This window comes from Noviherbaspirillum sedimenti (genome assembly GCF_003590835.1).
Taxonomy (GTDB): Bacteria; Pseudomonadota; Gammaproteobacteria; order Burkholderiales; family Burkholderiaceae_D; genus Paucimonas; species Paucimonas sedimenti.
This window is the reverse complement of record NZ_QYUQ01000002.1, coordinates 4,501,277-4,513,565: the sequence shown is the minus strand read 5'-3', so window position 1 is coordinate 4,513,565 and position 12,289 is coordinate 4,501,277. Positions and strand designations below refer to the sequence as shown.

Genomic DNA, 12,289 nt, shown 5'->3' with positions numbered 1-12,289 from the left:
GGCTTGCCGGCGATCGTCCCGACAGGGAGCGTCGCCGGCAGGCTGCGGCATTACTTCAGCCAGCCGCGCCGCTTGAAATAGGCAAACGGAGCAATTGCACTGGCCAGCATCAATGAAATGGCGAAGGGATAGCCCCACTGCCAGTCCAGCTCCGGCAGGAGCTTGAAGTTCATGCCATAGATACTGGCGATCAGGGTCGGCGGCAGGAATGCCACCGAAGCCACCGAGAAGATCTTGATGATCTTGTTCTGGTTGATGTTGATGAAGCCGACAGTAGCATCCATCAGGAAGTTGATCTTGTCGAACAGGAAAGCGGTATGGCCGTCGAGCGATTCGATGTCGCGCAGGATCTGCCGCGCCTCGTCGAACTGCTCGGCGTTAAGCAGGCGGCCGCGCATGAGGTAGCCGACGGCGCGGCGGGTATCCATCATGTTGCGGCGGATGCGCCCGTTCAAGTCTTCCTCGTGGGCGATCGCATTCAGGGCGGATGCCGCGTCCTGGTCGGTGAAGCCTTTTTTCAGTACGCTGCGACTGACCTCTTCCAGGCTCTGGTATATGCCTTCGAGCGCATCCGCCGAATATTCGGCGTCGGTCGCATACAGGTCCAGCAGCACATCCTTGTAATCCTCGATCGAACCGGGCCGCGAGCGTGCGCGCAGGCGCACCAGGCGGAACACCGGCAAATCGTCGGTATGCACGGAAAACAGCACATTGCGCGCCAGGATGAAGGCAACCGTGATCACCCGCGCCGGACCCTCGTCCTCATCCAGCAGGAAATCCGTGCGCAAATGCAGGTCGCCATTCTCCGCTTCGTAATAACGGGCGGACGCTTCGATATCCTTGACTTCATCCTCGCCCGGCAGGGTCACGCCATAGATGCTCTTGACCCAGGCACGTTCTTCATCGTTGGGATCGGTCAGGTCGACCCAGACCGGCGCCAGCTTTTCCAGGTCGCCCCGGCTATCGATATTGACCTGATTCAAGCGGCCATTTTGCAATACAAATACGTTGATCATGCACCCTCCCAACCGCCGGCGAAAACGCCAACGGCGCAGCCTGCAGTGTGACCTGCAAGTCGAAAAAAACAGGGGGACGCGGCCTGCCATCGGCCTGGACGCGCCTGCCCGCGCAAGGATTTATCTCATTGGACAAATCCCGTGGCGAGAGGCGCTTTATGACTTTACATGAAACGCCGTCTCGCCGACCGGCCGCAAGATGTCGGCCAGTCACTTGATATAGGACTACCCAAGTTGGGTCTCCAGAATACGAAAACAGCGCAAGTGTACGTTTAACGATCCCGACAAGCAAGCCTCATTCGCAGGCTTTGCGCCATCCTGAAATCCGGCGTGGGCAGTCGCCCTTACGGCAGTTCGGCCGAGCCCATGCGCCGCAGGATCAGGCCGGCGCGGCGCGTCAGGTAAGCACTGCCGCGCCGCTTGTCATAAAAGCGCGGATTGGGCAGCATCACGGCCAGCCGCGCGGCCTGGCTTGCCGACAGATTGGCGGCGGTGGTGCCGAAGTAGTGCCGCGCGGCGGCTTCGGCGCCGAACACGCCGTTGCCCCATTCGACCACGTTCAGATATATTTCGAAAATGCGTTCCTTGCTCATCCAGAATTCGAGCATGTAGGCGATGACGAATTCCTGCGCCTTGCGCAGGTAGCTGCGCTCGCCGGACAGGAACAGGTTCTTCGCCAGCTGCTGGGTGATGGTCGAGCCGCCCGACACCACCTTGCCTTTGCGGGTATTCTTTTCGTAGGCTTGTTGCAGCGCCTCCCAATCCACCCCCTCATGCTCGGAGAAATTGGCGTCTTCGGAAGCGATGATGGCGCGCTTGAGGTTGCGCGAAATTTGCTGGTACGGCACCCACTTGTGCTTGAGCTGGAAATCGGGATTCTTTTCCTGCAGGACGGCGCGCTGCTGGCGCATGAAACTGGTGGTACCGGGATTGAAGTGCACCCACCAGCCGATCTGCAGGAAAAAATACAATTGCACCAGCAAGACCAGCGCCACGGGCGCCGCGACCAGCCAGAACAATAGCTTGCGTGGAAATTTCATTGCTGCTGCAGCTGCACCCGCAGTGCCTGGTATACTGGCGCCGTGAGCGGACGGACGCCGCGCCAGACGAAAAAGGCCTCGGCGGCCTGTTCCACCAGCATCCCAAGGCCATCGCGCACGGCGGCGCCCTGCTGCGCCGCGAAGCGCATGAAAGCCGTGGGCTCCTTGCCATACATCATGTCGTACGCCAGCGTATGCGAACCGAACAAAGCCGGCGCCAGCGGCGGCACTTCGCCTGCCAGGCTGGCGGCAGTGGCATTGATCACCAGATCGAATTCGCCTTGCAAGTCATCGAAGGTACTGGCCATCAGGCGCCCATCGAACTGCGCGGCCAGTTCCTGCGCCCGGGGCGCGGTACGATTGACGACCACCAGCTGCGCCGGATGCTGGTCGAGGATCGGCAGCACCACGCCACGGGCAGCGCCGCCCGCCCCGACCAGCAGCACACGCCGGCCGGCAATGGCTTGTCCGGCATTGACGACGATATCGGCCACCAGGCCGACGCCGTCGGTGTTATCGCCGAGGATCGTGCCATCCTTGAAACTGAGGGTATTGACGGCGCCGGCAGCCTCGGCCCGCGCTGTCAGGCTGGTCGCCAGGGCATAGGCTTCCAGCTTGAACGGCACGGTTACATTGGCACCCTTGCCGCCCTGCCGCATGAATTCATGCACGCTGGCGGCAAAGCCGTCGAGCGGCGCCAGCAGGCGCTCGTACTGCATGTCCTGGCCGGCCTGGGCAGCAAAGCGGGCGTGGATTTCGGGCGACTTGCTGTGGGCAATCGGATTGCCGAAGACGGCGTAGCGGTCAGTCATGATCAAACCTGGTCATCAATGGGGTGGCGCCGGATGGCTGCTAGTTGGCGCGCAATTCCGTCTCAAGCGCTTCCTCGCGGGTGAACTTGAAGCGGGTGTACACGATCCAGATGTCGTCTTTGTCGGTCGATCGCATGTTCTTGGGGAAGCGCGCGAACGGCGCGGCACGACGCACGATGCGCTTGGCCGCCTCGTCCAGTACCGGGTTGCCGGAGGAGTGCTCGACCTGCGGCCCGCCCTCCTTTTCGTAAATGCTGCCGTCCTGGAAAATCGGGATCGATATCACCAGTTCGCCATACAGCTTCTTGCCATCTTTTTGCGGGAAATTCAGGGTGCCGATATTTTCGATGCGCCGCTTGACGCCATCGTAGTACATCGCATAACCGACTTCCTGGGTGCTGGGGCTGATCCGGGTTTTGCGCGGGCGGCTGTTCTCGTCCTGGATACGGCGGTTGATTTCCGCTTCCTGGCGCGCAATCATCCTGGCGCTATCGAGCAAATCGGCGCCATCCAGTTGCGGCATCTCGCGCGGCTTGACCGTTTCGGCCACATGCGGGATGGTCACCGCCGATTTTTTCTTCATCTGGTCGAGCAGCTTTCTTTGCTGCTCTTCCAGTTCGACGATACGGCGTTTTGCCGCCTTGGCGCTCTCGCCGTCCTCGGTCTTGTGCAAATCCGGCAGGGGCGAACTGGCCCGGCCGGCATCGGCATTGCCGCCGCCATCCAGGTTGGCCTGCGCCAGCGCCTGCGCCTTGAGCGGCTTTTTGTCATGCTTGGCATTGACCAGGATGACTTCGAGCCCGGGGTCCGCAGGCTTGAACTTGAAGGCTTCCGGCGCGGTAAAGCGCACTGCCAGCAACGCCACATGCAGCGCCACCGAGACGGTGACGGCAATGGTGAGCGGCAGGTTTTGCGACAATGACTTCACACGCATGCGGAGAGGCAACCGAAACAGGGATTTTACGATAAAGCGCGTGGATTTTTTCCTGGCTTTAAGGATTGTCCGGCTGTGGCGCCGATTCTGTCGCTGCGGCGACACTATCGGCAGCCCCGGGCGCGGTCACCTCGCCCTCGGTCGTGGTCACTTCAGCATCCGCCTCGGCCTCGATCAAGGCTTCGGCCGGCTCGTCCTGCACCGCTTCGTCCAGCACTTCCTCGGCCAGGCTGGCGTCCGCTTCCACCGGCAAGACTTCGATCAGGCGTGCCTCTATCGTCAGCTCCACTTCATCCCAGCGCAGCAGGTCGAGCCGGACCTGGGCGCCGCGCGGCGCGGCCGGCATGCCGGGCAGGCGAACGATCAGGGGGATGTCGACCAGCCGCAGCACTTCTTCCTTCAACACCACCGCTTCGACGCGCCTGGCCTGCTGCTGGTCCAGCCAGCGCAGGCACCAGTAACGTTCCATATTGGTCTGGAAATCGGCATAGGCACCGTAGGCGGCGTCGAAGGCAGAAACGATGGCGAACAGATCGGCATCCCTGGGCTTGAAGGGTGCCGCCAGCGGAGCGGTGACGCCATGCTCGATGCATGCGAGGATTTGCCACTGGTTGACCAGGTCGGTGTAGCGCCGCAGCGGCGAGGTGCTCCAGGCATACTGGTCCACGCCCAGCCCCTGGTGCGGCGCCGCGTGGGTCAGCATGCGCACCTGCATGCGCGCGGCCCAGCCGCCGCTGCCCTGGCAGCGGTAGATGCCAGGCACGCCATGCTCATGCAGATATTTTCCCCAACTGCTGTTGGCGAAAATCATCAGCTCGGCGACGATCTTGTCCAGCGGCGCACCGCGCTTGCGGCGCACGATGGAAACGACGTCGTCTTCCACATAAAAATTGAAATCGACGCGGTTGGCCTGTTCCGGCTTCAGGCCGAAACTCTCGCGCTTGACCATGCGTCCCTGCTCCAGCACCTGCGCCCATTGCCACAGCAGGGACAGCTCGCGCCGGTACGGATAATCGCCGCTGCCGCTGGCCAGCGTTTCTTCTGTCACCTGGTCGTCCAGCTCGTTATGGCGCAGGTTGGCGACGATCGGCACCAGTTCGACGCGGGTTTCGGTGGCCAGCACGCTCCAGTCATCCGGATTCAGGGTGGCATACAGCGACACGGCCGGGCGCGCCGCACCGGCGTCCAGGGTGAATGCTGCCACCACCTCGTCGGGCAGCATGGTGATCTTTTCACCCGGCATGTACACGGTCGACATGCGCTGGCGTGCGATTGCCTCGATGGCGTCACTGCGCCGGATACCCAGCGCCGGCGCGGCGATATGGATGCCGATCTTCAGCGTGCCATCCGCCTGTACAGTCACCGACAGCGCATCGTCGATCTCGGTGGTGGTGACATCGTCGATCGAAAATGCCTGTACATCGGCGAGCGGCAGCGTCGGCAGCGCCGGTAACTGCACCGCCGGGAAACCGCTGCCTTTCGGGAAGTGCTCAAGGAGGAAACGCGAAAAATGAAAATCCTTGGGCGAGGCAAGGCCGCCGACCGTCAGCATCAGCCGTGCCGGGCTGGTCTGCAGTTCGTCGCATGCCGTCTCCAGCGCCTTGTATTCGATACTGTTCTTGTCCGGCTTGAACAACAATTGCCGGACCTGCGGCCGCATCGACTCGGGCAGGCGCCCGGCCTTGAGTTCTTCAACATACTGCGCCTGCAGCAAAGCCTGCTGCTTCTTCTTTTCGAGGCCGGCCAGCGCCGCCTTCAGGGAGGCTTCCGGCGCGGCCTTGTAGCGCCCTTTACCCTTGCGGTAGAAGTACATGGGGGCGCCATGCAATTTCAACAACAGGCCGGCCGCCTCCTGCGGCAGCGGCGCGTGGCCGAAATATTCCGCCCCCAGCTCGGCAAAACCGAATTCCTCCTGACCCGCCACTTCCCACAGGAAGTCGAGGTCGAGCCCGGCGGCCAGCGCCTGGGCTTCCTGCATCAGCTGTGCCGGCTCCGGGGAAGTAAATTGCAGCAGCACGTCCCGCGTCTTGACCTTGCTGCGCTTGCCGCTTTGCAGTTCGACCTGATAAGCCTCGCCCTGTTGGGAGAGTACGGTTCCCGCCTTGAAATCGCCGGATTCTTCGAAAAATAAGTTCATCGCTTGCTATATATATGTGTAATGGCGGATTCGGCTGGTGTGGCGCCTGTTTGCGCGCGGCCGCTGCCAGCCTTGCGCATGTCGCGCAAGACCTGGCCGGCATGGCGCAGATTGCCTGGCTGCGGCGCCAGTCCGGATAGCGCAGGCAAGAAAACCTCGGTAACCAGCAAGCTGCCGTGCCGGCGTCGAAACAGGCAGCGCCGCGCCAGCAGGGGTTGGGAAAACGCGGTCACGCCCATCGCGGCGGCGGCACGCTGCAGCAGCGGATGACCGGGATGCAAGCGGGCGTAGTGCAACGCGCCGCGTGCGACTTGCGGGTCGCAAAACAGCGTGAAACCTAGCGAACGTTCACCGAGGCTGCTGAAAAAAGGCCAGTCGGTGGCGCTGGCGGACAAAGGCACGACGGTATGGGCGAACACTACCGGGGCGTCATCGCAGCGCAACAGCACATCGCGCTCCCGCACGCCAATCCGGCGCGCCAGGCCCAGCACCCGGAATTCATCGGCCAGCACCATGCCGCGCCGCTGATGCAGGCGCTGCACACGAAATTGCCGGCAATGCGCCGCCAGTTTTACCGTCAGCGAAATGCGGTCAGTCAGCCAGTGGCGCATCTGTGGCGGCGGGTTGACGCCACTCACGTGCGCAAACCATGCCGCATGGCCGCTTGCATGCATTTTCACTGGCGGCCCCCGCCCTCGACGCCGCAAAACGCCAGCACCTCATCGGCATATTCGGCAAAGTCGGACAAGCCGTGGTCGCTGCCTTCGATGACACGCTGCCGCGCTTGCGGATAGTGCGCGGTCATTTCGCGCCAGTCGAGCACCTCGTCGCCGGTGGCGGCAAGCAGGAAATAGCGCTCCGGCCGGGTGATACGCGGCACCGCCAATGCCTGCAGCTCGGCGATGTATGCACGCTTGAATTCGAAAGGCTCGTCGGAATGGTAAGCGGTGCTGACGCCGACGTATTGCTCCAGCTCGCGCGGCGGCTTGACTGCGGGATTGAGCAGTACGGCGCGACAGCCGGTCTGCTCGGCCAGCCAGGTGGCGTAATAACCGCCTAGGGAGGAGCCGATCAGCGCGACATCTTCAGGCGGATGCTGGCGCAGCAACTGCTGCGCCAGTTCGATGGCCTGGCGCGGCGACGCCGGCAATTGCGGACAGGCGTATTCATCGCCCCGCCCCAGCGCGCGCAGGCGCTCGCCCAGCAGGCGCGCCTTGAATGACAGGGGTGACGAGCGGAAGCCGTGCAAATACAGGATCATTTACTTCTGCGCGCCCGCAACATTCAAGGCATCGAGGATTTTCTGATGCACGCCGCCGAAGCCGCCATTGCTCATGGCAAGGATCTGGTCGCCAGGGCGCGCCGCCTGCGCCACCGATGCAACCAGTGCATCGAGCGCATCGAAGGCTTGCGCCCGGGCGCCCAGCGGCGCCAGGGCTGCGCCGAGGTCCCAGCCAAGCGCATCCTTGCCGCCGCCCTTGGCGCCGTAGCCGAATACCAGGTCGGCATCGGCCAGGCTGGCCGGCAAGGCGTCCTTCATGGTGCCCAGCTTCATGGTGTTCGAGCGCGGCTCGAGCACCGCCAGGATACGCGCGGCACCGACCTTCTTGCGCAAGCCGGCCACCGTGGTGGCAATCGCGGTCGGGTGGTGGGCGAAGTCGTCATAGACGACAATACCATTGACGGTGCCGCGCAACTCCATGCGCCGCTTGACGTTGCCGAACTGTCCCAGCGCGGCGATCGCCTGTGCCACCGGCACGCCGACGTGGCGCGCGGCGGCAATCGCCGCCAGGGCATTCATGCGGTTATGCGCGCCGGTCAGCGACCAGTGCACCGTGCCGGCGCATTTGCCCTGGAAGATCACGTCGAAACTGCCGTCGGCATGCTCGCCCAGCGACCAGTCGCCTGGCCCCTGATCGCCCGCGCCGCCGAACCATTCAGCCTCGCTCCAGCAGCCGCGCGCGATCACGCGCCGCAAGGATTGTTCGCCGCCATTGAGCACCAGGCGACCGACGCCGGGGACCGTGCGCACCAGGTGGTGGAACTGGGTTTCGATTGCCGCCAGGTCCGGAAAGATGTCGGCGTGGTCGTATTCGAGGTTGTTCAAGATCGCCGTTTTGGCATGGTAGTGAACGAACTTGCTGCGCTTGTCGAAAAAGGCCGTGTCGTATTCGTCCGCTTCGATCACGAAAAAGGGCGAGTCGGCATCCTTGCCGCCAAGCCGCGCGGAAATGCCGAAGTTCATCGGCACGCCGCCGATGAGGAAGCCCGGGGCGTAACCGGCATCTTCCAGAATCCAGGCCAGCATCGACGAAGTTGTTGTCTTGCCATGCGTACCGGCCACCGCCAGCACCCATTTCCCTTGCAAAATATGTTCGCCGATCCATTGCGGCCCTGATGTATAGGGCAAGCCGCGGTTAAGGATTTCTTCCATCAGGGGATTGCCGCGCGAAACGACATTGCCGACCACAAATAAATCTGGCTTCAGGCCGATTTGCTCGGGCCCAAATCCTTCGATCAGCTCGATCCCCTGCGCCTCGAGCTGGGTGCTCATCGGCGGATAGACATTGGCATCGCAGCCCGTCACCCGATGACCGGCCTGTTTGGCCAGCACGGCCAAACCGCCCATGAAGGTGCCGCAAATGCCAAGAATATGTATATGCATGTTGAAAACCAGATGAAAAACGAGATTTTACCCGAGCCGCGCCGCGCCATCGGTCAGGGTATCATGTGGGCATGGCATCCCATTTCTCTTCCGATACCGAATCGCTGCGCGCTGAAATTGCCGCTGCAGCCGCCCGCCTGATTGCCGAAGATGGTCTTGATTACAGTTCGGCAAAACGGAAGGCGGCAAAGCAGGTTCTGGGGAATAATAAGGTCCGAGGCGATATCTTGCCAGACAATGCCCTGATTGAAGAGGAAGTGCGCGTCTATAACGCATTATTTTTTGGAGAAAGCCAGCCTGGCCGTCTGTTACATCTACGCAAACTAGCATTCACGCTGATGCAGGAATTGGCAGAATACAAACCCTATCTGACTGGCGCCGTCTTGAATGGTACTGCCGGGGAACATTCCGACATCCACTTGCACTTGTTTGTCGAAAGCCCCAAGGACGTGGAAATATTCTTGCTGAACAAGGGCGTTTCTTTTGAACTCACTGAAACCGCACACCCGATTTCACGCAAGGATCCGATCGAAATCCTCAGTTTCATGTGGCGCGATGAAGGCGTGCACCTGACCTTGCTGCCAGTCGAGGATACGCGCCATTTGAAATCAGGCAGGGACGGACGTCCAATCGAGCGCGCCGATGCACAGGCCTTGGCGCTATTGATCAATGAAAGCAAAGAACAATGAAAAAAGAAATCTGGCTAGGGATCCTTGTCGCCTTGTTAGCAGGTGCAATCGGCGTCTATTTCGGCTTAAAAAAATGGGAAGCGCCGTCGGCGGGAGTTGCTGATCAGCATTATTTTTTTAGTCAATCTTTACCTGACATCAATGACAAAAATGAAAAAATGTCTAATTGGCATGGTAAATTATTATTAGTCAATTTGTGGGCAACCTGGTGCGCCCCATGTGTTGAAGAAATGCCAGAATTATCTTCCTTGCAAAATGAACAAAGTTTCAATAACCTGCAAGTCATTGGCATAGGCATCGATTCTGCAGACAATATGCGCGAATTCGCCGCCAAACATAAAATCAGCTATCCGCTTTATGTTGCCGGCATGGGAGGTATCGAACTCGCGCGAAAAATGGGCAACCAGCATGGCGGATTGCCTTTCACGCTCTTGATCGGGCCGGATGGACAGGTGAAAAAGACCTATATGGGCCGCCTCGATATGCAATCTGTACGCAGGGATCTCGGTCTATTTTCCTGACAAGTAGCATTTCTCCTTGCCAATAGACGTCATTTAACGGCAAAATTCGGCCAACCTCGTCAAACGAAGTTTTTTAATGGCAAAAAATCTACTGCTTATCAATGGTCCAAACCTGAATCTGCTCGGCACACGCGAGCCGCAGATCTATGGTTCGGCCACGCTGACTGACGTAGAAAACCTGGCGCAGGCCGCAGCCGTCAAAGCGGGCGCCACAATTACTTGCTTTCAAAGCAATCATGAAGGTGCCCTGATCGATCGCATCCATGCAGCCAGAACCGAAGGCGTGGATGGCATTGTGATCAACCCGGGCGGACTGACCCACACCAGCGTCGCCTTGCGCGATGCGCTGGCAGGCGTTGCAATCCCGTTCATTGAAGTGCACATTTCAAATATTCATCAGCGGGAAGCCTTCCGCCACCATTCTTACCTTTCCGACCTTGCCCGCGGCGTGATTTGCGGCCTGGGCATCGAAGGCTATCAGGCGGCAATCGATTTTGCCGCCAAAAATCTATAAGTACCCTCATTTGTCGCCAAACATCTTATAATCGCGGCAATCTTGGGTTGTTAAAATTTTGCAGAATTATGCTAAGGGATATGCCATGGACCTCAGAAAACTGAAAACCTTGATCGATTTGGTCGCTGAATCGGATATTGCAGAACTGGAAGTAACCGAAGGCGAGAGCAAGGTTCGCATCGTCAAGTCGGGTACCGCGCCGCAGGGACAAGTCGTGATGATGCAGCCGCAGGCCGCCCAATTACCCGCCCCCGCCGTCAACGCCGCCGCAGTTGCTCCCGCAGCACCGGCAGCCGCCGAGGAAATCCAGGGGCACATCGTCAAGTCGCCCATGGTCGGCACGTTCTACCGCGCCTCGGCGCCGGGCGCCGCCGCCTTCGTCGATATTGGCTCCAGCGTCAAGGAAGGCGACACCTTGTGCATCATCGAAGCCATGAAGCTGCTGAATGAAATCGATGTCGAAGTCTCTGGCGTGGTCAAGCAAATCCTGGTCGAAAACGGCCAGCCGGTCGAATTCGGCCAACCCCTGTTCGTGATCGGCTAAGCATCCGCTCCATGACGCTCACATCTCTTTACTATGTTTGAAAAAATCCTGATCGCCAATCGCGGCGAAATTGCCTTGCGCATCCAGCGTGCCTGCCGTGAGATGGGCATCAAGACCGTGGTCGTCCACTCGGAAGCCGACCGCGAAGCGAAATACGTGAAACTGGCCGACGAATCCGTATGCATCGGCCCGGCACCCTCGGCGCAGAGCTACCTGAACATGCCGGCGATTATCAGCGCCGCCGAAGTGACCGACGCCGAAGCGATTCACCCTGGCTACGGCTTCCTTTCGGAGAACGCCGATTTCGCCGAACGCGTCGAACAATCCGGCTTCGTCTTCATCGGCCCGCGGCCGGAATCGATCCGCCTGATGGGCGACAAGGTTTCAGCCAAGCAGGCCATGATCAAAGCCGGCGTGCCGTGCGTACCCGGTTCCGACGGCGCGCTGCCGGATGACCCCAAGGAAATCGTCCGCATCGCCCGCAAGATCGGCTATCCGGTCATCATCAAGGCCGCCGGCGGCGGTGGCGGACGCGGCATGCGCGTGGTGCATACTGAAGCGGCACTGCTGAATGCCGTCACCATGACCAGGACTGAAGCCGGTGCCGCCTTCGGCAACCCGGAAGTCTACATGGAGAAATTCCTGGAAAACCCGCGCCACGTGGAAATCCAGATCCTCGCCGACGAATTCAGGAATGCCGTCTGGCTGGGAGAGCGCGATTGCTCGATGCAGCGTCGCCACCAGAAAGTGATCGAGGAAGCGCCGGCGCCGGGCATCCCCCGCAAGATCGTCGAGCGTATCGGCGACCGCTGCGCCGATGCCTGCCGGAAAATGGGCTACCGTGGCGCCGGCACCTTCGAATTTCTGTACGAAAACGGCGAGTTCTATTTCATCGAAATGAATACCCGTGTCCAGGTCGAGCATCCGGTGACCGAAATGATCACCGGCGTCGACATCGTGCAGGAACAGATCCGCATTGCCGCCGGCGAAAAGCTGCGCTACCGCCAGCGCGACATCGTCCTGAACGGCCATGCGATCGAATGCCGCATCAATGCCGAAGACCCGTTCAAGTTCACGCCATCGCCCGGCCGCATCGTGTCGTGGCATGCGCCCGGCGGGCCCGGCATCCGGGTCGATTCGCACGTCTACGCCGGTTATTTCGTGCCGCCCAACTATGATTCGATGGTCGGCAAGGTGATTGCCTATGGCGCCACGCGCGAACAAGCGATCAAGCGCATGCAAATCGCCCTTTCCGAAATGGTGGTCGAAGGGATTCAGACCAATATCGCGCTGCACCGCGAGTTGATGGTCGATGCCCGCTTCTTCGAAGGCGGCACCAATATCCACTACCTGGAGCACAAGCTGGCCAACAAACCTGACTTGCCCAAAACTCCAGGCCCAAAATCCTAAGGCATGC

13 protein-coding genes are annotated in these 12,289 nt (G+C 60.5%); 5 read left to right on the top strand and 8 right to left on the bottom strand.

Annotated elements, in window-relative coordinates:
• Positions 1–50: 50 nt before the first annotated feature.
• From corA to mpl, 8 genes are all read right to left on the bottom strand, one after another.
• On the bottom strand, positions 51–1,016 hold the full coding sequence (corA, locus tag D3878_RS20960) for a magnesium/cobalt transporter CorA (protein ID WP_119787242.1): 966 nt from the start codon (positions 1,014–1,016) through the stop codon (positions 51–53).
• Positions 1,017–1,360: 344 nt separating this feature from the next.
• On the bottom strand, positions 1,361–2,056 hold the full coding sequence (mtgA, locus tag D3878_RS20955; RefSeq protein WP_119787241.1) for a monofunctional biosynthetic peptidoglycan transglycosylase: 696 nt from the start codon (positions 2,054–2,056) through the stop codon (positions 1,361–1,363).
• Complete coding sequence (gene aroE, locus D3878_RS20950) at positions 2,053–2,868, bottom strand: shikimate dehydrogenase (protein ID WP_119787240.1); 816 nt, start codon at positions 2,866–2,868, stop codon at positions 2,053–2,055. Before aroE ends, mtgA begins: the two co-directional genes overlap by 4 nt.
• A 40-nt stretch (positions 2,869–2,908) precedes the next feature.
• Positions 2,909–3,796, bottom strand: a complete 888-nt coding sequence (locus D3878_RS20945; protein ID WP_119788054.1) for a TonB C-terminal domain-containing protein — start codon at positions 3,794–3,796, stop codon at positions 2,909–2,911.
• A gap of 64 nt (positions 3,797–3,860) precedes the next feature.
• Complete coding sequence (locus D3878_RS20940) at positions 3,861–5,939, bottom strand: ribonuclease catalytic domain-containing protein (RefSeq protein WP_119787239.1); 2,079 nt, start codon at positions 5,937–5,939, stop codon at positions 3,861–3,863.
• Complete coding sequence (locus tag D3878_RS20935) at positions 5,936–6,613, bottom strand: chorismate--pyruvate lyase family protein (RefSeq protein WP_119787238.1); 678 nt, start codon at positions 6,611–6,613, stop codon at positions 5,936–5,938. Before D3878_RS20935 ends, D3878_RS20940 begins: the two co-directional genes overlap by 4 nt.
• 2 nt (positions 6,614–6,615) lie before the next feature.
• Positions 6,616–7,200: a YqiA/YcfP family alpha/beta fold hydrolase gene (locus D3878_RS20930; protein WP_119787237.1), complete on the bottom strand. Its 585-nt coding sequence runs from the start codon at positions 7,198–7,200 to the stop codon at positions 6,616–6,618.
• Positions 7,201–8,604, bottom strand: coding sequence for a UDP-N-acetylmuramate:L-alanyl-gamma-D-glutamyl-meso-diaminopimelate ligase (mpl, locus tag D3878_RS20925; RefSeq protein ID WP_119787236.1), 1,404 nt, complete (start codon positions 8,602–8,604; stop codon positions 7,201–7,203).
• A gap of 71 nt (positions 8,605–8,675) precedes the next feature.
• On the opposite strand from mpl, the gene D3878_RS20920 reads away from it, so the two are divergent.
• The 5 genes from D3878_RS20920 to accC all read left to right on the top strand — a co-directional run bounded on the left by D3878_RS20920 (position 8,676) and on the right by accC (position 12,282).
• Positions 8,676–9,293, top strand: a complete 618-nt coding sequence (locus tag D3878_RS20920; protein ID WP_119787235.1) for a hypothetical protein — start codon at positions 8,676–8,678, stop codon at positions 9,291–9,293.
• Entirely contained in the window at positions 9,290–9,814 is a 525-nt protein-coding gene (locus D3878_RS20915; protein ID WP_119787234.1) for a TlpA family protein disulfide reductase, read from the top strand. The genes D3878_RS20920 and D3878_RS20915 overlap by 4 nt, the downstream gene beginning before the upstream one ends.
• A 76-nt stretch (positions 9,815–9,890) precedes the next feature.
• Entirely contained in the window at positions 9,891–10,328 is a 438-nt protein-coding gene (gene aroQ, locus D3878_RS20910; RefSeq protein WP_119787233.1) for a type II 3-dehydroquinate dehydratase, read from the top strand.
• 85 nt (positions 10,329–10,413) lie between these two features.
• Positions 10,414–10,872: an acetyl-CoA carboxylase biotin carboxyl carrier protein gene (gene accB / locus D3878_RS20905; protein WP_119787232.1), complete on the top strand. Its 459-nt coding sequence runs from the start codon at positions 10,414–10,416 to the stop codon at positions 10,870–10,872.
• A gap of 33 nt (positions 10,873–10,905) precedes the next feature.
• The gene (gene accC / locus D3878_RS20900) at positions 10,906–12,282 is read left to right on the top strand and encodes an acetyl-CoA carboxylase biotin carboxylase subunit (RefSeq protein ID WP_119787231.1); all 1,377 of its coding nucleotides are present in this window, start codon (positions 10,906–10,908) and stop codon (positions 12,280–12,282) included.
• The last annotated feature ends 7 nt before the right edge of the window (positions 12,283–12,289 follow it).

Coding starts and splice junctions, on each gene's coding strand:
- corA (WP_119787242.1), bottom strand. CDS start 1,016: ATGATCAACGTATTTGTATTGCAAAATGGCCGCTTGAATCAGGTCAAT.
- mtgA (WP_119787241.1), bottom strand. CDS start 2,056: ATGAAATTTCCACGCAAGCTATTGTTCTGGCTGGTCGCGGCGCCCGTG.
- aroE (WP_119787240.1), bottom strand. CDS start 2,868: ATGACTGACCGCTACGCCGTCTTCGGCAATCCGATTGCCCACAGCAAG.
- D3878_RS20940 (WP_119787239.1), bottom strand. CDS start 5,939: ATGAACTTATTTTTCGAAGAATCCGGCGATTTCAAGGCGGGAACCGTA.
- D3878_RS20935 (WP_119787238.1), bottom strand. CDS start 6,613: ATGCATGCAAGCGGCCATGCGGCATGGTTTGCGCACGTGAGTGGCGTC.
- D3878_RS20930 (WP_119787237.1), bottom strand. CDS start 7,200: ATGATCCTGTATTTGCACGGCTTCCGCTCGTCACCCCTGTCATTCAAG.
- mpl (WP_119787236.1), bottom strand. CDS start 8,604: ATGCATATACATATTCTTGGCATTTGCGGCACCTTCATGGGCGGTTTG.
- D3878_RS20920 (WP_119787235.1), top strand. CDS start 8,676: ATGGCATCCCATTTCTCTTCCGATACCGAATCGCTGCGCGCTGAAATT.
- D3878_RS20915 (WP_119787234.1), top strand. CDS start 9,290: ATGAAAAAAGAAATCTGGCTAGGGATCCTTGTCGCCTTGTTAGCAGGT.
- aroQ (WP_119787233.1), top strand. CDS start 9,891: ATGGCAAAAAATCTACTGCTTATCAATGGTCCAAACCTGAATCTGCTC.
- accB (WP_119787232.1), top strand. CDS start 10,414: ATGGACCTCAGAAAACTGAAAACCTTGATCGATTTGGTCGCTGAATCG.
- accC (WP_119787231.1), top strand. CDS start 10,906: ATGTTTGAAAAAATCCTGATCGCCAATCGCGGCGAAATTGCCTTGCGC.